At 35.7% G+C, this 21,098-nt stretch carries 22 protein-coding genes; 12 read left to right on the top strand and 10 right to left on the bottom strand.

Annotated features, from left to right (window positions below):
* Nucleotide 1 precedes the first annotated feature (1 nt).
* From G5B98_RS01570 to G5B98_RS01545, 6 genes are all read right to left on the bottom strand, one after another.
* Nucleotides 2-868, bottom strand: coding sequence for an ATP phosphoribosyltransferase regulatory subunit (locus G5B98_RS01570; protein WP_021090725.1), 867 nt, complete (start codon nt 866-868; stop codon nt 2-4).
* Nucleotides 868-4,962, bottom strand: coding sequence for a diguanylate cyclase domain-containing protein (locus G5B98_RS01565; protein WP_196086979.1), 4,095 nt, complete (start codon nt 4,960-4,962; stop codon nt 868-870). Before G5B98_RS01565 ends, G5B98_RS01570 begins: the two co-directional genes overlap by 1 nt.
* Before the next feature lie 123 nt (nt 4,963-5,085).
* Entirely contained in the window at nt 5,086-5,715 is a 630-nt protein-coding gene (locus tag G5B98_RS01560; RefSeq protein WP_196086978.1) for an NAD(P)H-dependent oxidoreductase, read from the bottom strand.
* Nucleotides 5,716-5,808: 93 nt separating this feature from the next.
* Nucleotides 5,809-6,831, bottom strand: a complete 1,023-nt coding sequence (gene selD / locus G5B98_RS01555) for a selenide, water dikinase SelD (protein ID WP_430746699.1) — start codon at nt 6,829-6,831, stop codon at nt 5,809-5,811.
* Complete coding sequence (yedF, locus tag G5B98_RS01550) at nt 6,828-7,427, bottom strand: sulfurtransferase-like selenium metabolism protein YedF (protein ID WP_196086977.1); 600 nt, start codon at nt 7,425-7,427, stop codon at nt 6,828-6,830. Before yedF ends, selD begins: the two co-directional genes overlap by 4 nt.
* 151 nt (nt 7,428-7,578) lie before the next feature.
* Entirely contained in the window at nt 7,579-8,526 is a 948-nt protein-coding gene (locus G5B98_RS01545) for a formate dehydrogenase subunit gamma (RefSeq protein WP_021090567.1), read from the bottom strand.
* 290 nt (nt 8,527-8,816) lie between these two features.
* Between G5B98_RS01545 and G5B98_RS09510 the strand changes: the two genes are divergently transcribed.
* Nucleotides 8,817-8,948 (top strand): hypothetical protein, encoded by a 132-nt coding sequence (locus tag G5B98_RS09510; protein ID WP_265094455.1) that lies wholly within the window; start codon nt 8,817-8,819, stop codon nt 8,946-8,948.
* Entirely contained in the window at nt 8,942-9,232 is a 291-nt protein-coding gene (locus G5B98_RS01540) for a hypothetical protein (RefSeq protein ID WP_232524602.1), read from the top strand. The genes G5B98_RS09510 and G5B98_RS01540 overlap by 7 nt, the downstream gene beginning before the upstream one ends.
* A gap of 78 nt (nt 9,233-9,310) precedes the next feature.
* Here the strand turns inward: G5B98_RS01540 and nspC are convergent, their stop codons facing one another.
* Nucleotides 9,311-10,450, bottom strand: a complete 1,140-nt coding sequence (nspC, locus tag G5B98_RS01535) for a carboxynorspermidine decarboxylase (RefSeq protein ID WP_196086976.1) — start codon at nt 10,448-10,450, stop codon at nt 9,311-9,313.
* A gap of 83 nt (nt 10,451-10,533) precedes the next feature.
* On the opposite strand from nspC, the gene G5B98_RS01530 reads away from it, so the two are divergent.
* The 10 genes from G5B98_RS01530 to G5B98_RS09505 all read left to right on the top strand — a co-directional run bounded on the left by G5B98_RS01530 (nt 10,534) and on the right by G5B98_RS09505 (nt 18,342).
* On the top strand, nt 10,534-10,755 hold the full coding sequence (locus G5B98_RS01530; RefSeq protein ID WP_087578320.1) for a MoaD/ThiS family protein: 222 nt from the start codon (nt 10,534-10,536) through the stop codon (nt 10,753-10,755).
* 1 nt (nt 10,756) lies between these two features.
* The gene (locus G5B98_RS01525) at nt 10,757-11,191 is read left to right on the top strand and encodes a molybdopterin synthase catalytic subunit (RefSeq protein WP_196086975.1); all 435 of its coding nucleotides are present in this window, start codon (nt 10,757-10,759) and stop codon (nt 11,189-11,191) included.
* An 11-nt stretch (nt 11,192-11,202) separates the two neighbouring features.
* A complete protein-coding gene (locus tag G5B98_RS01520; protein WP_196086974.1) occupies nt 11,203-11,664 on the top strand; it encodes a molybdate transport repressor in 462 nt (153 codons plus the stop codon).
* A gap of 242 nt (nt 11,665-11,906) precedes the next feature.
* On the top strand, nt 11,907-13,757 hold the full coding sequence (locus G5B98_RS01515; protein ID WP_196086973.1) for a TonB-dependent receptor domain-containing protein: 1,851 nt from the start codon (nt 11,907-11,909) through the stop codon (nt 13,755-13,757).
* Nucleotides 13,758-13,768: 11 nt separating this feature from the next.
* Entirely contained in the window at nt 13,769-14,734 is a 966-nt protein-coding gene (locus G5B98_RS01510) for an ABC transporter substrate-binding protein (protein ID WP_196086972.1), read from the top strand.
* On the top strand, nt 14,731-15,528 hold the full coding sequence (locus tag G5B98_RS01505) for an ABC transporter permease (RefSeq protein WP_054196111.1): 798 nt from the start codon (nt 14,731-14,733) through the stop codon (nt 15,526-15,528). Before G5B98_RS01510 ends, G5B98_RS01505 begins: the two co-directional genes overlap by 4 nt.
* The gene (locus G5B98_RS01500) at nt 15,528-16,217 is read left to right on the top strand and encodes an ABC transporter ATP-binding protein (RefSeq protein ID WP_107709549.1); all 690 of its coding nucleotides are present in this window, start codon (nt 15,528-15,530) and stop codon (nt 16,215-16,217) included. Before G5B98_RS01505 ends, G5B98_RS01500 begins: the two co-directional genes overlap by 1 nt.
* On the top strand, nt 16,210-17,316 hold the full coding sequence (locus G5B98_RS01495; RefSeq protein WP_196087332.1) for an NnrS family protein: 1,107 nt from the start codon (nt 16,210-16,212) through the stop codon (nt 17,314-17,316). Before G5B98_RS01500 ends, G5B98_RS01495 begins: the two co-directional genes overlap by 8 nt.
* A 111-nt stretch (nt 17,317-17,427) precedes the next feature.
* Nucleotides 17,428-17,973 (top strand): hypothetical protein, encoded by a 546-nt coding sequence (locus G5B98_RS01490; protein WP_196086971.1) that lies wholly within the window; start codon nt 17,428-17,430, stop codon nt 17,971-17,973.
* A 237-nt stretch (nt 17,974-18,210) separates the two neighbouring features.
* Nucleotides 18,211-18,342, top strand: a complete 132-nt coding sequence (locus tag G5B98_RS09505) for a hypothetical protein (RefSeq protein WP_257639547.1) — start codon at nt 18,211-18,213, stop codon at nt 18,340-18,342.
* Nucleotides 18,343-18,678: 336 nt separating this feature from the next.
* On the opposite strand, the gene G5B98_RS01480 is transcribed toward G5B98_RS09505, so the two are convergent.
* Genes G5B98_RS01480 through G5B98_RS01470 form a run of 3 tightly spaced genes read right to left on the bottom strand, consistent with a single transcriptional unit; the run spans nt 18,679 to nt 21,080 of the window.
* Nucleotides 18,679-19,665: a TIR domain-containing protein gene (locus G5B98_RS01480; protein ID WP_196086970.1), complete on the bottom strand. Its 987-nt coding sequence runs from the start codon at nt 19,663-19,665 to the stop codon at nt 18,679-18,681.
* Entirely contained in the window at nt 19,602-19,805 is a 204-nt protein-coding gene (locus tag G5B98_RS01475) for a hypothetical protein (RefSeq protein WP_196086969.1), read from the bottom strand. The genes G5B98_RS01480 and G5B98_RS01475 overlap by 64 nt, the downstream gene beginning before the upstream one ends.
* A 60-nt stretch (nt 19,806-19,865) precedes the next feature.
* On the bottom strand, nt 19,866-21,080 hold the full coding sequence (locus tag G5B98_RS01470; RefSeq protein WP_196086968.1) for a saccharopine dehydrogenase family protein: 1,215 nt from the start codon (nt 21,078-21,080) through the stop codon (nt 19,866-19,868).
* Nucleotides 21,081-21,098 lie beyond the last annotated feature (18 nt).

Raw genomic sequence — 21,098 nt, 5'->3', positions numbered from 1 at the left:
CTTACTTCCTTAAATTAATTTTTTCTTCTATCAATGCATCTGTATAAACAGCAAAACCACTATTTATTTTTCCGTCTATTTCGTAGCTGCCGCCACTTGCTATTATGCTGTTATTTCTTAAAAATCTAAAAAATAAACTATCGTAATATCTCATTTTCGAGTAATATAGCGGAACTATTCTTAAATTTTTATATTCTAAAGCGCTGGCTAAATTTCTCAAATTTTCAAGCGGTTCTTTTAGTTTGCTTGGAGAAATTTTAATCACTTCATCCAGTTCATCAACTGACTTTAAAAGAGCAAGAGCACTTAGCCATGGAACATTTTGAGATAAAATTTTTTCCATTTGCCCATTTTCAAAAATTTCAATAGGCACGCTTAAAATTTCACAAATCACTCTTGGAATTTGTATATTGCTCACTTGCAAAAATGTATCCATTTTTAGCTCATTAAGAAGCTTTGCTACGATATTTATGCTTTTTAAAACATCATTTTCACCGATTAGTTCGGCTCCGATTTGATAAATTTCTTGACTTGGATAGCGAAAGACTGGCTGGATATAAAACCATCTTTTTGATTCGTTTGCCTTTAGCCTTCTAAGCACGATCCTTACAGTATCTACCGTGCTATCAGCTCTTAGGCTTATTTCGTGATTTAGACTATCGCTAAAACGCAAAAGATTTGTCGCATCTACACTTAAATGCTGGTGATATGAGAAAAATGGCGTTACGATCTCGCTAAAGCCTTCATTTTCTAAAATTTCACTAGCTTTTTGCTCGATCTGCCTCTTTAGCTTTGCGCTACTGGCAAAGTATAGCTTGCTTCCATTTGGGATTTCATGCTCATAAACATTTAAAGCATTTTCATTCATTATTTATTCGCTCCACTCAAATTTAGATCATCATCGCATAATAAAATTGCCTCATTAGCTAAATTTATTACGTTCTCTTTGTCTATTTTTACAAGGATCGTATCTAAAATTTCAGCTAATTTTTTATTTATTATTCTGATATCATCTACTTGATTTGCTATTTCGCTTTTTAATTTTTCGCTTATTTTTTCATCGCATTTAAGTAAATTTATCAAACGAGTCATAAGCTCTTTTACGCCTACTATTTTGCAAAGCATATTGTAGTTCTCATCATCTTGAAAATTTCTTACATTTAGCGGAGATGATAGAGCAAATTTAAATTTGAGCACATCATCCAGGCTAAGCTCTGGCGCAAAAAGCCGTCCTTGAAATCTACTAAAGCCAAACCCTACAAAAATTTCAAGCATGCTTTTATCTTCTAAATTTTTTATCATGACATCAAAATTAAATGTATCTGATACATACTTTATCATGCGTATGGTCTTTAGTGCTTCTACTGAATCAAAAATTTGTTTGCAAAATCTTTTATCTATATTAAATCTATTTGTTTTTAACATGCCTAAAGCTTCTACCGAGCCTGAATAAGATGCAAAATCATCAAGCGAAAAGCTAACGCCTAGCTCCTTATAAGCATCAATATATCTAACAACATCATCTAAATTTACGCCACTTGCAGAGTCAACGATATCTATGATTAGCCCATTAGCGTCTAGTTGCTCATCTTTTAAAAGCTTTTTAAATTTCTCAAAAAACTCAGATGTCATTAGCTTTTTAATGCATAAATTTACTCTAACTTTTGCATTTATTCCCTCTTTTAGCCACACAGCCCTAGCTTTTAAAGCATCTTTTAGCGTAAATAATGCGATAGCAACAACTGCTTTTGAGCCTTTTGCAAGCGGTAAGAAGTCTGATGGCCTTAATATCTTATCGCCATTTTTCCATCTAATAAATGCCTCAAAACTGCTAACTTCCCCACTTTTTATGTCAATCTCAGGCTGATAAAGCAAGAACATCTCGCCAGCATCGATAGCTTCAATGATCTTTGAGTCATCTCTATATTCATTTTTAAAATACGTATCTTTTTTCGAATTAAATACATAATATTTATTTTTTCCATTAAGCTTTGCTTGATACATGGCCCAATCGGCTCTTTCAATTAGATCATCAACACTAAGCGCATCGCCACTTAAGCTAATACCAATACTTACGCTAAGTTTTTTCTCATCATCATCAATAGAAATTTTACTCTGACCCACTCTTAAGATATTTTCAGCAGTTTCGTAAATTTCTCCCAAATTTTCATAAGGCATAGCACCTATAAACTCGTCTCCGCCTATTCTTGCAAATATTCCTTGTTTTGGGAAAATTTCATCTATTTTTTTTGAAATTTCTATTAGGATTTTATCACCTACTTGATGTCCATATCCGTCATTTATCGATTTAAAATTATCAAAATCGACATAAAAAGCTGCTATTTTTAAGCTTTTTTTCGCTTGTTTTAGCAGATTTTCTAGCCTATTAAAAAGTAAAAATCTATTTGGTAGTCCAGTTAGCGTATCGTGATACGCGATAAATTCGAGATATTCTTTATTGTAGCAGTCATCATTTGCGCTTGAAGCTAACAAAATATATCCCTCTTGATCGCCAAACGCGTTTAAAAGCTTGCTTATACTTATGACTTCGAGTCTATTTTTACTTCGAACATCATGAATAAGACCTTGCCAAAAGCCAGTTATTTTAAGTGAATTTAAAATTTCATCTTTAATATCTTTTAGTCCGTTTTTAAAATTTATTATATCTTTTGAGTAAATTTTCTCTATAAAATTTTTATCTCTAGAAATGTTAAGCGTATCGAAAAAAGCGTCATTAGCATCTATGATCCTAAACTCATCATCAAGCATAATAATTTGCTCTTTTGCGTATGAGAAAATTTTTGCTAAAAGGTCTTGATAAGAAAAAAAGCTATTTTGCACACTAAGATCTTGCATTGTGCCCTTTATGACGCTTACTTCACCATCATAAAAAGCTATTGCTTTTGCTCTAATCCTAACATAAATAATCTCTTTATCAGCCCTATAAAAACGCACTTCGCCATCATATACTTCACCTTTTTTTATAAGGTCAAAAAAGTCCTTAAAGCTTACAAATTCATCTACAAATATAGTTTTTGCGCGTTCAAAATTTATACTCATATCCCCATTTAATGCATATCCGAGCGACTTGGCGATAGCATTTGGGATATAAAGGGTGTCGCTTTTTTTATCCCATGAAAAGACAAGCGCTTGGCTTGCCCAAAGTATGCTTTGAAAATATTTTAATTCAGCATCATATTTTTCTTGCAACTTCGCTATATCACTTAAGTCATTAAAAAAGTATATGATCTTTCGCTCTTTATCAGCACCATTACCTATAAATTTTACTTTTATCTTAAATGGCGTTTTGTTATTTTCGTTTGTTTGCATATTGGCTACGAGATTTATTTCGCTATTTTTGCTACCTTTTTCAAAGAATTTTTTAGATTCATTAGAAACATTTACAGCAAACTCATCTAAACTTTCAGGACTTATTAGATCTTTTAAATTTATAAGCTTCTTATCTTGTGGGACTTTAAAGACACTATCGATATTTTGCGTACTTCTTACGATAGAAAATGGATCGCTGCTTAAAGCTTCTGCTATTACATTTGGCGATAAAAACGAATAATCATTTATTGCTTCGTTATCCTTTTTCGTAAATTTTCCATCGTCAAGCTCATGTATAAGCATAAAATTTAGCCTAGAATCCCTTAGCTCAATCTGTGACTCTTGTAAAAATCCCTCTTTAGTGCCACCATCTTTTGTTTTTAGCTTGATTTTAAAACTCATATCGCTATTTTGAGCATCTTGTTTCATTTGCATAAACAATGCAAAATCGTCATCTATTAAATCATTTAAATTTAGCTCTATAATCTCATCTTTTGTGTAGCCAACAGAAGATAAAAATGCATTACTAGCATCAATAATATCGCCGCTATAAGCATCATAAACTACTATTTTCAAAAAGCTTTGCTCAAAAATATAGCCAAATCTACTTTTGTATTCTTCTAGCCCATCAGTTGCTTTTTTGGCTTCTATCTTTAGCTTGTTTATTCCATTTTTTATATCTTCAAATTCTGTTACATTAAGGCTTCGTTTTATCTCGTATTCATCGCCATCTAAAGTATCTCTTACCTCTTTTAAAGCTGGCATTATTCTATTTTTTACAAATTTTACATCTCTAACCCATAAAATTAAAGAAGATATAAAACAAAAGATCGATAGCCAAAATAACACAAACTGCATAAAGATATGAAAATGCTTCGTTGAAGCTGTAATAACAAAAATTTTATACTCTGGCATATAGCTTATGAGATAAAAGCTCATATGGCTTAAAGAAAATATTATTTTATCCTCTTTAAACTCGTCGCCAAGACTCACATAAGGCAAAAACATCGATTCATCAAATTTTTTATAAAACTCATCTCTTGATAAATTTCCATATTTATCTACCAGATAAGCATAAGTTTTGCTTTTATCATCGTAACCTACATTAGTGTAGTTTTGCAAAAATTTTATATCAATTTGAACTAAAATACTGCCTCCATTTTTTAGTCCATAAGATGCATAAATGTCTCTAAAACGACTGTTTTTATAAACTCGATCCGATACTGTAAATTTTCCAGCATCTGTCTCGTTTAACCTAAGCCGAGATAGATCCTTTTCGGCTATGTCATCAGCACCTAAAAATCTCTTTGAATAGATTAAATTTCTATTTTTATCAAAAACATAAAAAGCTATATAAAGATCGTTTTTTGTTGAATTTTTATCAAATAGCATATCACTAAGACCTGCTTCAACCATTTTTGATTTTAAAAATAGATCATTTTTTATTATAAAAAAGCTATTTGAGATTGATGATTTTATATTTGAATTAGTTGAGCTAAGATCATACTTTATATCGTTCGTGCCAGTACAAACTACAAATAATGCTAAAAATATAAATGAGAGTAGAAGTAAAATAGCCTTTGTATAAAACATTTTTACTATTTGAAGGCTGGTTTTTTGTTTCTCAAGCACGATAGACACCTCGTTAGTTTAGGTTTTGGCTCTGATTTTATCCCATTTTTACTTGATTTGGGTTTATAAAGGTAAGTATTTATTTAGAATTTATTGATTTATTTAAAATTTGGTTCAAATATCTTAATAGATCCAAGTAACGATATCAGAAATTTCTCTACGAAGTTTTTTTGGTTGTGGATTTAGGCGGTAGCCAAATGGCACCATGATAGCCACTCTTTGAAAGCTCTCATCAAGCCCCAAAAGTTCATTTAAAGCATGTCTATCAAAGCCTTCTATCGGGCAACTATCAATGCCCAAACTTGCAGCTGCATTCATCATATTTGTGGCAATTATCATGCACTGTTCATGCGACCACTGAAATGTTAGCTCATCATCGTTTTTAAAATTTGCAAGCAAAAAGTCATGATAAAATTTTTGCCTTGCAGCAATGGCTTCAGGATCTTTATTGGTATTTCTAGCGATCATTTTATTAACGTATGCGCTTCCAAATTTTACCTCTTTGATCTTAGCTAAAACGACAACTAAATGCGAGCAAGATGTGATTTGTACTTGATTCCATGAAAGAGCTTTTATTTTTTCTCTAAGCTCTTTATTTTGAACGACTAAGATATCCCACTGCTCAAGACCAGTTGAGCTAGGGCTTAACCTGCCAGCTTCTAGTATAAAATCAAACTCTCCAGCACTGATTTTTTTGCTTTCGTCAAAAACCTTGCAAGCATGACGAAATTTTAAAATTTCAAGATAATTCATCATCTCTCCTTTGTAGTTTTTGAAATTATAGAATGGTTAAGTAAATTAAAAGATTTCACTAACGCAATGAGATAGCATGCTATTTTTAAAAATTTATCTTAAAAATATACCAAACTCGCTCTTTGACACCGCAGAGCCAACGATAGCTGAGTGCTCATAACCTACTTCTTTTAAGCGTTTTACTGCAAGCATCGCATCCTTTTCGCCAACTGCGAGCAAAAGCCCACCTGAAGTTTGTGCGTCAAATAGCAAAATATCAGCTTCTTTGTCTATAAAATGCTTTGCAAATTCGCGGTTTTTATAGCTTCCCTCTGGGATGATGCCCATATCTGCAAATTCCTTTGCGCTTGCAATGATTGGCACGTTTTTTTCATAAATTTCAAAACTGATCTTTTCATTTAACATTTCGCTTAAATGTCCCAAAAAGCCAAATCCGGTCACATCAGTAGCGCCGTAGACTTTGATGCTATCAAGTGCTTTTAATGCATAAAAATTTAGCTGTGCCATGATAGTTGCAGCCTCTTTTATTTGCTCCATGCTTAATAAATCAGCCTTTATTGCTGTACTTAAAATACCGCTTCCAAGGGGCTTTGTAAGTATCAAAACATTGCCATTTATGGCAGTATTATTTGCCCAAAATTTATCAGGATGAACCCTTCCAGTGACGCTAAGCCCATAATACATCTGCTGTGTCTCGATCGTATGCCCGCCAACTATAATGCCACCACACTCTTTTACTTTATCGGCTCCACCTTTCAAAATTTCACCTAAAATTTCAGGTGCCAAGTTGCAGCTATCAAAGCCTACGATATTTAGAGCATTTATCACCTCGCCACCCATTGCAAAGACGTCGCTTAGGCTATTTGCAGCAGCGATTTGACCGTAAATAAATGGATCATTTACCACAGGCGTTATAAAATCAAGCGTTTGAACAAGTGCAAGATCACTTGAAATTTTAAAAACACTCGCATCCTCGTTAGAATTGGTGCTTGAGAGCAGATTTGGATGAGATAAATTTAAACTACTAATCGTTTTGTTTAGACCCGACGGGTCAAGCTTAGCAGCTCAACCAGCGGCTCTAACGAACTGCGTAAGCTTTTTGTCGTGGTAGATCATAATTTGATTTGCTCGTGAGTTGAGAGTATGTCGATGATCTCATAAGCATTTGAAATTTCGCCAATCGCAAGATCACTTACTAGCTTATAAGCCTCCAAGCAGCTTCCGCAGCTTAAAATTTTAACACCAGCAGCTTCAAGATCTTTAAGCGGCTTAAAGCTTGGGTGTGAGCGGTTTGTAGTCATCTTTACAGCGTTATTTACGCAGATTATTATCTTTGGTTTTTTCTCAACTTGAAGAAATGCTCCTAAGAATTTTGATAGTAAATTTATTCCCACTTCGCCACTTCCCGCGCGCTCTTCATTCAGATAGAGTACTTTATTATTTTTTGGTGTTATGTCGCAGACAAACTCATCAAAATTTGTAAGCTCAAGCGCATTTTTACCTTTTGTAGCTAAAATTTTAGTTTCGTTGCCATTGCTTTCGAGGCTAAAGTTTATATTTCGATTTTTTAAAAATCTTAAAATATTTTCTTTTGGGGCTAGTGCATTTACCAAAATTTCTAAGCTTTCGCCTTCACTTAAACTATCAAGTGCATTTTTTGTCATTATGACTGGTTTTGGACACTCTAAATTTCTACAATCAATTGTTGTCATGATTTTTCCTTTTGCAATTAGTATTTCAAACCTTGAAACTAGTTTGGATTATAGCCAAAAAAATATTAATTATTTTAAAAATTTTAATGTATAAATTTGAGATAAAAGAGAGCTTTGACCTCGCTTACTAGCAAGGTCAGAGTAAAGTTAATTATTTTAAATTTGTGTAAGACTTTTCATAATCAGATACTGGAATTTTATTCTCTCTAACGAGCTCTTGATACCAGTAGTGATGAAGAACATAAACTTCTTCTTCCTCTTTATATCCAGTAATCATTGACCAAATAGCACCATGAATAGCAATAGCTGCCATATAAATATGAACTAAGAAAAACACTGCACATGCGATGCCAAGGCAATTATGGATAATTACGCTGTATCTTAAAAGATCAATTTGTGTAAGACCAAACCAAGAAGCAACCGCTGGCTCTTTAAAGTCCGTAAAATACATAATCGCACCAGTAATTATCATAACGATACCACCAGGGATAGCGATCCAGTACCATGCTTTTTGACCAGCATTAAATTTACCAGCTGGAACAGGTCTCTTTTTCTTTGATAAATAGCCACCAACTATCATCATCCATCTGATATCATAAATTGCTGGAAGCATTCTCTTTGTCCAGGTAAATAACATAGGAAGCACAGAAACAGCAAAGATCACAGTTGCTGTATCGTGCAAGTATCTACAGAAACGCACAAATGTTCCACCGCCAAGCTCTGCACCCCACATAATGATGATACCAGTTGGCACTAAAATAATCCATGAGATCGCTGCCAAACCATGAGCTATACGTATGATCAATGAAAAAGCAAATACCTTTTTACCATCATGGCTAAAATGTTTTGGCCCAATGATTAAAAAGTGTAATGCAAATGCTCCAATAACAGCCAAAATGATAGAAAGTGCTGCTATTGCAAAATAATCATTACCTTGGATAAAAGTAAATATCGGCCCCAAACCTTGTTCGTATGGCTTGATATTTTCTATCCTTTCAGCCGCCCAAATGGCACTATTATATTGATTGACGCCAGTTGGTCCTTGAGTTGCCATTGCTGTTACAAATAATGTAAAAAGCAGAGTAAGAATTCTCGTCATTGTAGTCCTTTATGAGTTTGAGCTTAAACAATTTAAGTATTGGTTAAATACGTTAAATTGCATAGCTACGCTATTTTGATCGCTATTATATCAGAGCTAATCACAAGCAAACCTTAGCAAAAAAGATTACTAAAAAATTTATAAAAAATATTTAAGCTTTGTTAATTTTTATAAGAATATTAAATCTAAATTCATCCTATTTTATAGTTAAAAATTATTTCAGATTTTGCTTTTAAAATTTAAACGAGAACACCAAAGATTTTTAAAATTTCTATCCAAAAAGCAGAGAAATGAACCTCTTTTATCTTTTTAATGATTATGAGGCGCTTGATCTAATGGCAACGAGTTTATATCGTATCTTAAAAAGTATATTCTGGCTTCAAATTTTTGCCTTAGTCTCTACACTGGCTCAGCCTTGCTAGCTCGCACAGGAGAGCTTGACGGACTAAAAGCTACCTCAAATAAAAGATCGCTTGAGTGGGTAAAAAGTTGCGGCGAGGCGGTAAAATGGCAAGAGCGCGCCAGATGGGTGAGAGCAGGTAAATTTTACACGGCTTCAGGCGTGGCTACTGGCATGGATATGGCCCTTGGCTTTATCAGTGATCATTTCGGTAAAGAATTAGCTCAAAGTATCGCAAATAAAACCAAATACAACTGGCAAAAGAGTGCAAAGATAGATAAACTTGCCAAAATTTATGGGTATTAATCTATAAAATTTTTATAGATATACATACAAATGAACTTTTAGTATTTAGCTACCAAAAGCTAGCCAAAACACCAGTGATTAGTTTCTACGCCTATACTCTTCATATCCGAATTCGCGGATCATTTTAATCTCGCCATTTTCTTTTAAAAGTACTAAATCAGGTAGTTTTATACCATTAAATGTCGTGTTTTTCACGATGGTGTAGTGAATCTGATCTTCAAAGATGACGCGGTCATCAATTTTTAGCTCACTATCAAATTTATACTCCGCATCGCCCGCTTCAAGCCCCACTATATCGCCAGCTAAGCAGGTATTACCGCCAAATCTATAAGCAAATTTGCCATTTTTACTCTCACCTCTAACAGCTGGACGGTAAGGCATGAGCACGGTATCAGGCATATGCGCCTCGGCCGAGGTGTCAAGGATAGCAATATCTTTTTCGTTATGTACGATGTCAAGCACGCTGCTTATCAAAAAGCCAGTCTGCCAGCCAACCGCCTCACCAGGCTCCAGATAGACCTCTACGCCGTACTTCTCGCGGAAGCGCCTAACTATCTTTATAAGCAGCTCCACGTCGTAATCAGCCCTCGTGATGTGATGTCCTCCGCCCATATTTATCCATTTCATCTTTGGGATAAACTCGCCAAATTTCTCCTCAAACGCCTCTAGCACGGTCTGCAAGCTACTCGCACTCTCCTCGCAAAGCGCGTGAAAATGAAGCCCACTAATGCCATCAAGAAGCTCAGGTTTAAAATTTGCTCTCGTGATGCCAAGCCTGCTAAATTTACCGCATGGATTGTAGCTATCAGTCGGTGCTAGCGAGACCTCTGGATTTACGCGCAGGCCGCAAATTACACCATTTTCTAGGGCAATACCCTTAAATTTTTGCCACTGCGCAAAAGAGTTAAATGTAATGTGCTTTGAAATTTTTAAAATTTCATCAAAATCCTCGTCTTTAAAGGCTGGACTATACGTGTGGATCTCGCCTTTTACGTATTCGCTTGCAAATTTTGCCTCATGAAGCCCGCTACAAGTCGCACCATCAAGATAAGAGCCAACCATATCCATCACTCCGCTAAATGCAAAGCCCTTAAGTGCTACTAAAATTTTGGCTCCGCTTTGCTCTTTGACATATTTTAAAAGCTCTAAATTTTTACGTACTTTTGCCTCTTCACAAACGTAGACTGGGGTTTTTATGCTCTTTAAAATTTCGTTCATTTTTGCTCGCTTTTTAAATTTTTAAATAAGTATATCTAAATTTATTTTTAAGTAAAATCAGCAAAAATCTCAAAGGATAAAACGTGATAGAGATCGAATTTCTTGGGCCTATCGGGCTTGAAAATATAAAAGTAGAAGCAAAAAATTTAGGTGAAGTAAAAGCAGCTTTAAGCCAGAAAGAAGAGCTTAAAAAATGGCTAAATATCTGTGCTGTGGCTGTAAATGATGAGATCGTAAGCGATATAAATTTTGCTCTTAAATCAGGCGATAAAATTTCTATATTACCGCCAGTTTGTGGGGGCTAAGATGCAAATTTATAATGGAAGCTTGGATGTTCAAAGCATCACAAACGAGTGGTATGAACGCTTTAAGGATAAAAACTGCGGTGCGCTCATCACTTTTGTTGGGATCGTAAGAGAAGAAGGTGGCATTTCGGCGCTTAGCTTTGATATCTATGAACCGATCCTTAAAAAATGGCTAGAAGTTTGGGAAGAGCGAGCCAAAAAAGAAAATGCCTACGTACTTTTTGCTCACTCAAAGGGCGATGTGGCCGTGCATACGAGCTCTTATGTTGCAGGCATTGTGAGTCCTCAAAGAAAGGTCGCGCTAAGACTTATAAACGAGTTTGTCGAGGACTTTAAGGCAAATGCGCCGATCTGGAAATATGACGTGATAAATGGCGAGAGAATTTATGCAAAAGAGCGCAGCCAAGCGATAAATGGTGCTGGAATTTTAGCTTAAAAGGAAAAATGATGACAACAAAAGAGAGTAAAAAAGATGTATTTTGGGCGCTAGTCTTTGGGCTTGGACTTTTTATATTTAGCATCGTTGGCTACTTTTATCTAGCTCTTGGTGCAGTGTCTCTCTTTGGCATCATCATTGGTGCTCTCTCAGTGTTCTTTTGTGTTAGAAAAATTTTTCAAAACAACTTTTTACGTATTGAAGATGATGGGTTTATCATCACAAAAGGCTCAAAAAGCATAAAATTTTACTTTAAGGATATCGACGAGATCGCCATTAAGAGCTTTGGCGATAAGAAAAAAGTTGAAACTTTGAGCGTAAAATTTAAGAAAAACCGTCTTGATAGAGATGCTTGCTTTGGGTTAGTGCAACCACTAGGTGATGATTTGATCATCATTTTTGATAAATATGAACTCTCAAAATTTACCATTTCAAAAGAGCTAAGAGATAGGCTTAATAATTTTAGAGCATAATTAAATCAATCTATGATCTAAAATTTTTTATATAACAATTATCAAAATTTTATACATTTTTCACATTAAATTTACACCATTTAGCTACTCTTGCAAAAATAAAATCAAGCATTTTATCTACAATAAGCTCGTAATTATGGATTAAAAATTTAAAGGATGACTTACATCAACTTTTATAAAGGGTTTTGCTACTACAATTCTGATAAAAGAAATCATAATTATATCTTTAAAAAGGAGTTTACATGAGGCCCATTTTAAGCCTAGCAGTTCTTTCATCACTGCTTCTAGCAAATGAAGCAAATTTAGACGTTATAAAGCCTATTAGAGAATTTGCACCGCCACCAGTCATCACGCCAAACGTTGCACAAAGTGCCTTTGTAGAAAATCAGTTTGACCGCACTCAAAGAAGCGAATATCCATTTGTTACAAATTTGCTTGATAACTCAACTGATATGTTTCATATCTCAGCTGGAATGTATGGCAAAAGCTTTTACAACTCATCGCTTTTTAAATATCGCGGCGCAAATTTTTATACCATTTTAAATGCAAATTTCACCAAAGCAAATAATTATAAAGATGGAAGTGGCAAAAGATGGGACTATGGCTACAATAGGCAAGGCCAAAGCGCTATCTTAGGCTTCGTGCCAAATGATCTTAGTGAGCTTAGACTTACGTTTTTAAGGGACAATATCGACAAAGACAAGCAGCCAGAACATGCGATGGATGCTTTTAAAACGACAAGAAAAGTTGGCAAACTAAATATTCGCTTAGGCGAAGAAGATCTTTCAAATACGCTAAATTTTGAACTTATCCTAAAAAAGGTTGAGCGAAAAGCTGATAATTTTCATCTAAGAGATGCCACTCCAAATGTGAAAGTGGATTTAAAAAGGAATATATTTGAGGCAAATTTAAAGTATGATGTTGATTTTTCAAGCTTTTACAATCAAATAGGTGCTGGCTTTGAAAAAGATAAACATGACGGCAAAAGATACATGAAGCAAGGCAATAACTGGGTCTTTAACGGATACAGATTTGCTGATGTTAGAAATGATAAATTTATGCTCTTTGACACACTTGCTTATAAATTTAATGAAGCAAATGAAGCCTCGCTTGCCTTAAAATATGAAGAGCAAAGAAGTAAGCTTAACGGACTTGATGCTAAATTTTTTGCACCAAATCCAGCCATTAGTACGACTCGCGGGCTACTTCGTCAAATTTATGGCAAAGACGTAAGCGATAAGATCAAAAAAGACGCTTTTAGCGCAAGTTTAAAATATAAATTTACACCAAACGACAAGGATAGCTACTTTGTAAAACTTGAGAGTTTATCTCGCTTGCCAAGCAATATGGAGCGTTTTAATGCACTTTATGGTGCAGGCGATAATGGCTGGATAGCAAATCCGAATTTAGAGCCAGAAAGACACAACAGAGCGGTTCTTGGCTTTAAATTTGGCAGCCAGTTTTACAAAGAATACCTAAACTCTTTGCAAAACAAAGATGCTTTTAGCTTTGGAGGACATTTCATCGCTGATAGCGTTAAAAATTTGATCATTTTTGATAGACGCCACTCAAAAGCTGCGATGCCACTAAATAAAAATGCCGTCATCTCAAGAAACGTTGATGCAACACTTTATAGTGTAAATTTAAACTCAGAATATAGCTTTGCAAGGCACTTTGGCTTAAAAAGCTCACTTTACTACAACTACGGACAAAACAAAACCGATGGCAGACCGCTTTATCAAATAAGGCCTTTTGAGGCAAATTTTGCATTTGACTACAAAGACTATGCAAGCTTTGGCAGCTATAATCTTGGCACCGCACTAAGGCTAGTTTCAAAGCAAACTAGAGGCGATTTTAGCAAGCAAAATGGCCTAGGTATCGACAAAAAAGAGGCTGCAAAAGGATTTGGTTTGCTTGATCTTTATGGTGGTGTAGAGTTTAAAAATAAAGTTGGCATAAGATTTGGCGTAGCAAATTTATTTGACAAAGATTATGCAGAATTTATCAGTGGCGATCACGTGGCAGCCCTTGATCCAGTAGTCGTTCATGCCCCTGGCAGGACATTTTTCATTAGCTTTCACAGCAGTTTTTAAAGGAGAAAAAGATGTTAAATAGAAGAAAATTTTTAGGACTTAGCACAGCTTTAGGCGTTAGCGCATTTGCACCAAATTTATTTGCAAAAGAGAGCTTTACTATGTGGGGCGCACCAGCGATCCCAAGTGTCATAATGGCAGTTGCTGCGCTGCAAGGCGAGTTAAATAAAACTTATGATGTAAGTATAAATATATGGAAAACACCAGATCAGCTTCGTGCAGGCGTCGCTAGTGGGGATATCAAAGTCACGATGTCGCCATCAAATGTCGCTGCAAATTTAAGAAATCAAGGGCTTGATTTTGCGATGTTAAATTTACTAACTCTTGGCGTAATGAACGCTATGGTCAAGGATGAAAAGATCAAAAATTTAGAAGATTTTGTAGGCAAAAAGCTAGTCATGCCATTTCGAGGCGACATGCCTGATCTTGTCCTAAGAGCGCTTTGCAAGAAGAGAGGCATAGATGTTAGCAAGATAGACATCACCTATACAGCAACGCCACCTGAGGCTCTGCTTTTATTTTTACAAAAAGATTTTGACATTTTAATAGTTCCACAACCTCTTGGTGAAGCGACTATTTTGCGTGGTAAAAAAGCAGGCGTTAGCGTGCATTACTCAGTTGATTTTCCAAAAATTTGGGGCGAGAGCTTTGGCACAAAACCGATAATCCCAATGGCTGGCATTATCGTAGAAAGAGGCTTTTACGAGAAAAACTTAAGTCTATTTGACACGCTTCATAGCGATCTTAAAAATGCACTTTCATGGATACTTGAAAATAAGCAAAGTGCAGCAAAGATAGGCTCAAGCTACTTGCCAGCTCCAGAAGTAGCACTTGCAAATGCTTTTGATAAGGCAAATCTAACAGTAACAAAAGCAAATGAACTACAAAATGAGATCATGGCATTTTTTGAAGAAATTTATCAGTTTAATCCAAAATTTCTAGGTGGCAAGATGCCAGATAAAGGTCTATTTTTATGATACTAATTGATGGCATCAAAAAAGATCGCTCAAGCTTTTTAAAAATAATTGACTATTTTTGGGGCGGATTTAGCGGATTTGCCGTAGTTTTTTTGATCTTAGCCATTTGGCAAGTGGGAAGCGAGTTTAGCTCCCCACTCTTGCTTCCGCCACCAAAAGATGTATTTTTAAAAGCCTGTGAAATTTTAAAAGATTACAAAAACAGCGAGATAAACATAACGCTTTGCAGATCACTGATCGGAGTTTGCTCGGCAACATTTTTTGGTATATTTTTAGGGCTAATAGCAGGTAGCTTTAAAAGTTTTGCAGCCTTTTTAAAGCCTGTTATCACCTTGCTTTTATCAATGCCGCCGATTATTTGGATAGTGCTTGCTATTTTTTGGTTTGGATTTGGAAATTTTAGCACCGTTTTTACTATCTTTATAACCGTTTTACCACTTACTTTCGCAAGCTCAGCAGTTGCCATGAGTAGCGTAGATGAGGAGCTAAAAGAGATGTTTGACGCTTATAATCTAGGAATTTTAAAAAAGATAAGACACCTTTACATCCCGCATCTTACAAGCTACATAATAAGCTCTATTAGCGTAGCTGTCGCAATGGGCGTAAAGATAGTCATAATGGCTGAGCTACTTGGCGCAAATAACGGCATGGGAGCAAAGATAGCAAATGCAAGAGCGATGCTTGAAACAACCGAGGTAATGGCGTATGTTCTTTTAAGCATCACTCTTATCATGCTTTTTGAATATCTCATCATCGAGCCATTAAAAATAGCTTTGATGCCTTGGAGAAGATGATGCTTGAGCTTAAAAATGTAGAGTATGAAATTTTAAGAGATAAGGTCGTAAGGAATTTTAGTCTAAATGTAAAAGGTGGCGAGGTGGTGACGCTTTTTGGACCATCAGGATGTGGTAAGACGACGATACTTCGGCTTATTAGCGGACTAAATGAGCCTAGAAAAGGAAAAATTTTTAATAATTTTAAAAAGACTACATATTTTTTCCAAGAAAATCGCCTACTTACATGGAAAAATGCTCTTGAAAATGTGCTTTTAGTTATGGATAAACCAGATGTTAACGCTGTTTTAGAGCTTTTTAAAAAGGTTGGACTAAGTCAAAAGGACACTTTAAAATACCCAAGTGAGCTAAGCGGTGGCATGAGACAAAGGGTCGCTTTCGTAAGAGCGGTTGTAACAAAGCCTGATCTACTTTTGATGGATGAGCCTTTTTCTGGGCTTGATTATGATATGAAAGAAATTTTGATTGAGATTATTGGCCAAAGAGTAAGTGAAGGTATGAGCGTGGTTCTCGTTACACACGATAGAATGGAAGCTGTGAAGATGTCAAATAGAATTTATTTCTTATCAAGTAAAGGCGCAGTTATACAAAGAGAACTTGAAATAGACAAAGATTTCAAAGAGCGCGATTTTACGTTTATTAGCAAGATGATAGATGAAAATTTCAAAGGGCAAATTTATTATGATTAATAACTTTTTTACTCATCCTATGAGGATATTTTTCTTAATGAGTGCCGCCTGTGCGGTGCTTGGTGCTAGTGTGTTTTTTACTCCAACTAATTTTGTGAGTTTGCATAAATTTATATTTTTGCAACTTTTTTTAGCGCTTGCTTATGCTGGATTTTTGCTAACTGGACTAACTGATTGGACAAATTTTCAAGCATCTTTAAAAATACACGCCTATATATTATTTTCACTCTTTTTCATAAGCTTTATATTGGCATTTTTTAGCCTATTTTTAGCACACTGCTTTATCACTCTTTTTTGGCTTTACTTGGTTTTGCTTTGTCTTTATATGATCTGGCAGGATAAAAATGATGATCAATTTGGCGTGCTTGGCTTTTTGTTTGGTATTTTAGGCTTTGAAATTTATTATCTAATAAGTGGTAACGAAAAATTTTTAAATTTACAAGTTTTTATCCACGTAATCGCTATTTTACTCATCTCGTACCGCGTTAGTGTCGTACTCGGAAAAGAAGCGCTAAAAAGAGAAAAAGGTATGGATGAAGCTGTTTTTGTGCCAAATTTTATCTATAAAAATATCGCTATCTGCTGCGTTTGTGCTTTTTTACTTTTAAATATATTTTTTGAAGCAAGCTTAGGTGTCTATTATGCCGCGATAGCTTGCGGAAGTGCGGTACTTGCAAAGCTTAAAGAATGGCACTATAAAGAGCTTTTTAGACATAGTTTTGTGCTTTTATACTATTTTATGCAACTATTTTTAGCGCTTGGATTTTTAGGCATCGGCTTTAGCGGCATTTTTGAACTCCATCTTGAAACAAATTTTCTGCATCTAATAGCTATAAATGCAGTGGTTTTTAGCGTAATGCTTATATTTAATGTCGCAGGACTTCGTCACAGCGGACAAGAACTTGAGTTTTTACGCCTTAGTAGAATTGCTTTCATTTTAGTTCTTTTAGCTGGCATTAGTAGAGGAATTTTGGCTTATTTTTGGAGTGGCTTTTATATTCATTTACCAGCAACACTCATAGCAATCGCTTTTGTTTTTTGGCTCATAAATTTTTATGCGATCTTTAGGGATAACGATTTTAGCGATGATCCAGAGTAAAAAGATATTAAAAATTTATTCATTAATTAAAAAGAGTTTTTAAGTCTTTTTTGAAGTAAGTGGATATATAATTTGCGATATTTATTATCAATATTATAAAAAGGATACTTTATGAACAAACTTACTTCTGTTGCTTTAGTAGCTTCATTTTTTGCAGTTTCAGCTCTTGCATTTAGTGTAGAAGGTGAACCAAAGGTAACATTTACTGGCTACAAGCTAGCAAATAAGACAGCCGTACCAGGTACTTTTAAAACGATAAATTTTAAAAGTCAAGAAAATGCAAATTTTGCTGATTTTTTAAAGAGCTTTGAATTTAAGCTAGAGCCAAAAGATATCGACACAAAGCTGCCTGACCGCGATAAAAGGATTGGCATTATTTTCGATGGCAAGGCAGTAGATGGCAAGATCGTAGCAGTAAATGGCGACGATAAGGCTGGAGAAATGGATGTTGAGCTTAGCATAAATGGCAATTCAAAAACTTTTAAAACAAAATATGAAGTGCAAAATGGCAAGCTAGTAGCAAAATTTTCAGTTGATCTTGTAAATGATTTGAAGCTAAATGAAAGCTTTGATAAATTTGCCGCTGCCGCCAAACCATTTCACGGCGGAAAGAGCTATCCAGATGTAGATGTTGGCTTTGAAGCGGTGATAAAATAACTTTCAAATTCGGCGCCAGTAAATTAGCTTGCGCCGAAGTTACCTCTTTATCCTAGTTTCTTATTTTGTGATACCGAAAAATCGAAGATGACGGATTTTTCATACAAAAAGGCGGCAAGAATGAGAAATTTTATTTTAAAGATATCGATGAAATCGGCATCTCAGATATAGACGCCAAACGCAAAATTAGTGTTTTAAACATAAAATTTAAAAAAAGGCAGGCTAGCATATGGCCTCATGCAGCCTAGCGGCGATGATAACGCTGTGATATACGACAAATACGAACTCTCAAAGCACGAAATTTTTAAAATTTTAAAGCAGAAATTTGAGGCGCTAAGCGCGCAAAAAAGCGAAAATAAGAAAAAGTAAAATTTGTCTCGGCCCGCCGGCGTTAAATTTGATTCTTGGCTTTTGCGACCGAAAATTTGCGAATTTGACCAAAATTTGAGTCAAGCCCGCAAGGCTAAATTTATTTATTAAAATACGTAGCAAACACGCTTAGCCAAACAAACAGAGCTATTATCCAAGACATCACTCGCGGCGTACCTGCAGAAAACGCCGCAAGTATCGCCGAGGAGAGGATGCCGCGACTGTATTGAAAGGCCTATAAAGGAGGCGTATTCGAGTGTGAGGTGATTTTTTTGGAGGCGCTAGTTGTGTAACAAAAAGTCGCTAAACTTTGTTGATATGAACCTCAAATTCCATTTAATCCAAATAAATTATATCAGTTGTCTTGAAACGACTTGCCCAATTTTCTATAGTTTTTGGAATTTTGTTTTTGTATCTTTGCTCCGTTGTAAAATAATATATTTTATCTACATCACAAAAAGCACCCCAAATTTCTTTATTATCATTTAACATTAAAATCGCAGCATATTCATTATAAAATCCTGGAGCAAATGCATCAATTATAGTTGCTTTAAAGTCATCAAGATTATCAATGTACGCACTGCTACTACCAAAGCATTTTAGAAAATCTTTCCATTTGGATTCTGGACTATAATTTTCTAAATCATGTTTTTTATCTTTAGTGATTAATGCATATATTTTTGATAAAACAAAATCATCTATGATGTCATCATAAAATGTAAAAATATCCTTTTGAAATTCATAAATACCGTCGAAATATGCACCTATGCCACACAAATTTTGACAGTTTATCGGCTCTATTTGAATTCCATCTTTTATTTTCACAAATTTAATTTTACTTTCGCCTTCTTCAAATATAGCTTCATTTTGTGATATAAATTTGGCATATTCATTTTCCAATATACCCAAATATGCTCCATTTTGAACTATTAAATCAAAAATAAAACCATTTTGTTTTACGTTTTTTATAAGCAAAGAGCCTGTATTGCTAAGCACAATACTACTTCGTTCCCATTTGCCCCACCATCTTTGATTAAAGGTTAATCCAATTTTTTTAATAAAAAAATCAGCTATGTCTTTTGGTGTTTTGTTTTTGGCACTTATATATGCCAAATTTTCATTAAGACCAGGCAATTCTGTATCATCAAATTTAACAGGAAGTATGTATTCTTGTTCTATTTCGTTTAGTGCTCTTACTTGAACAGATCTATACTCATGCCTGGTCCACTTTTTATTTTTATATTGCTCGGAAATAAAAACTATTGTGTATTTAGCCTTATTTTGATAAATATCTTGAAGGTACTCAAATAAGTTTTTCCCCAAATTTTATCTTGTTTAAAATCATCATAAAATACTTTTACACCAAAGTTTTTAAGAAAAATAGCAACCTCTTCTACATACTCTCTATTTTCTCCAGCAAATGAGAGTGCGACATCATACTCGTATATTTTATTTTGTTTCATATTGTCCTTTTAGAGTTTATATAGTTCAAAAAATTAAATTACAAGTATATTATAAGAATCTTACCTTACCTCATACCTCTCGCCTGGCTTCATTTCGATGATCTCCCACGGCAAGCCCTGCTTATTTAGCTCGTCCATGAAAGGCTTGGCGTCGAAATTTTCCATGTTAAAGACGCCTTTTCCGCTCCAGATGCCTTTTGTCACCATCATTGAGCCGATCATCGCAGGCACGCCCGTCGTGTAGCTCACCGCCTGTGCGCCCGTCTCGGCGTAGCAAGCCTCGTGGTCGCAGACGTTATAGATGTAGACTTGGCGCTCTTTACCGTCTTTTAAGCCGCGTATTACGCAGCCGATGTTGGTTTTGCCCTTCGTGCGAGGGCCTAGCGACGCAGGATCAGGTAGCAAGGTTTTTAGAAACTGTATCGGCACGATTTTTACGCCGTTATGCTCGACCTCGTCAATGCGTAGCATGCCGACGTTTTCTAGGCATTTCATGTGAGTTAGGTAGCTCTGCCCGAACGTCATAAAAAAGCGGATTCGCTTTAATCCTTTGATGTTTTTTACTAAGCTTTCTAGCTCTTCGTGATAGAGCAGGTAGCTATCCTTGACGCCTACTTTCGGATAGTCCCATTTGAACATTATTTCCATCGGCTCGGTCTCTTTCCACTCGCCGCGCTCCCAGTAGCGACCCTTTGCGCTTACTTCGCGCAGGTTGATTTCGGGGTTGAAATTCGTCGCGAACGGATATCCATGATCGCCTGCGTTGCAGTCTAGGATGTCGATCTCATGGATCTCATCAAATAAATTTTGCTGTGCATAGGCGCAAAATACGTTGGTCACTCCCGGATCAAAGCCGCTTCCCAGCAGCGCCATCGTGTTTGCGGCTTTAAACTCGCCGTCCTTCGCCCACTGTAGCTTGTATTCAAATTTCGCGGTGTCGGGGTGCTCGTAGTTTGCGGTGTCGATGTAAGGTATGCCAGCCTTTACACAAGCGTCCATAAGGGTTAGGTCTTGATACGGCAGTGCGACGTTTAGTAGTAGCTCGGCACCCGTTTTTTTGATTAAATTTACAACCGTATCGGTGTCGTCCGCGTCGATCTGTGCGGTGTCAATTTGCACGCCTAGGCGGTCTTTGATAAATTTAGCGATCGCGTCGCACTTGCTTTTGGTGCGGCTAGCAAGCGTGATCTTGCTAAAAACGTCCGCGTTCATCGCGCATTTTACGGTCGCGACTTGGCTCACGCCACCTGCTCCGATGATTAAGATATTTGACATTTTTGGCTCCTTAAAATT

It is taken from the genome of Campylobacter concisus (genome assembly GCF_015679985.1).
Classification (GTDB): domain Bacteria; phylum Campylobacterota; class Campylobacteria; order Campylobacterales; family Campylobacteraceae; genus Campylobacter_A; species Campylobacter_A concisus_AC.
This window is presented reverse-complemented; position numbering and strand designations above follow the sequence as displayed.

What these genes read in the sequence shown, in the direction of transcription:
- G5B98_RS01570 (WP_021090725.1), bottom strand. Translation starts at nt 868, where the DNA reads ATGAATGAAAATGCTTTAAATGTTTATGAGCATGAAATCCCAAATGGA.
- G5B98_RS01560 (WP_196086978.1), bottom strand. Translation starts at nt 5,715, where the DNA reads ATGAATTATCTTGAAATTTTAAAATTTCGTCATGCTTGCAAGGTTTTT.
- yedF (WP_196086977.1), bottom strand. Translation starts at nt 7,427, where the DNA reads ATGACAACAATTGATTGTAGAAATTTAGAGTGTCCAAAACCAGTCATA.
- G5B98_RS01545 (WP_021090567.1), bottom strand. Translation starts at nt 8,526, where the DNA reads ATGACGAGAATTCTTACTCTGCTTTTTACATTATTTGTAACAGCAATG.
- G5B98_RS09510 (WP_265094455.1), top strand. Translation starts at nt 8,817, where the DNA reads ATGAACCTCTTTTATCTTTTTAATGATTATGAGGCGCTTGATCTAATG.
- nspC (WP_196086976.1), bottom strand. Translation starts at nt 10,450, where the DNA reads ATGAACGAAATTTTAAAGAGCATAAAAACCCCAGTCTACGTTTGTGAA.
- G5B98_RS01525 (WP_196086975.1), top strand. Translation starts at nt 10,757, where the DNA reads ATGCAAATTTATAATGGAAGCTTGGATGTTCAAAGCATCACAAACGAG.
- G5B98_RS01520 (WP_196086974.1), top strand. Translation starts at nt 11,203, where the DNA reads ATGACAACAAAAGAGAGTAAAAAAGATGTATTTTGGGCGCTAGTCTTT.
- G5B98_RS01515 (WP_196086973.1), top strand. Translation starts at nt 11,907, where the DNA reads ATGAGGCCCATTTTAAGCCTAGCAGTTCTTTCATCACTGCTTCTAGCA.
- G5B98_RS01510 (WP_196086972.1), top strand. Translation starts at nt 13,769, where the DNA reads ATGTTAAATAGAAGAAAATTTTTAGGACTTAGCACAGCTTTAGGCGTT.
- G5B98_RS01505 (WP_054196111.1), top strand. Translation starts at nt 14,731, where the DNA reads ATGATACTAATTGATGGCATCAAAAAAGATCGCTCAAGCTTTTTAAAA.
- G5B98_RS01500 (WP_107709549.1), top strand. Translation starts at nt 15,528, where the DNA reads ATGCTTGAGCTTAAAAATGTAGAGTATGAAATTTTAAGAGATAAGGTC.
- G5B98_RS01495 (WP_196087332.1), top strand. Translation starts at nt 16,210, where the DNA reads ATGATTAATAACTTTTTTACTCATCCTATGAGGATATTTTTCTTAATG.
- G5B98_RS01490 (WP_196086971.1), top strand. Translation starts at nt 17,428, where the DNA reads ATGAACAAACTTACTTCTGTTGCTTTAGTAGCTTCATTTTTTGCAGTT.
- G5B98_RS09505 (WP_257639547.1), top strand. Translation starts at nt 18,211, where the DNA reads ATGCAGCCTAGCGGCGATGATAACGCTGTGATATACGACAAATACGAA.
- G5B98_RS01475 (WP_196086969.1), bottom strand. Translation starts at nt 19,805, where the DNA reads ATGAAACAAAATAAAATATACGAGTATGATGTCGCACTCTCATTTGCT.
- G5B98_RS01470 (WP_196086968.1), bottom strand. Translation starts at nt 21,080, where the DNA reads ATGTCAAATATCTTAATCATCGGAGCAGGTGGCGTGAGCCAAGTCGCG.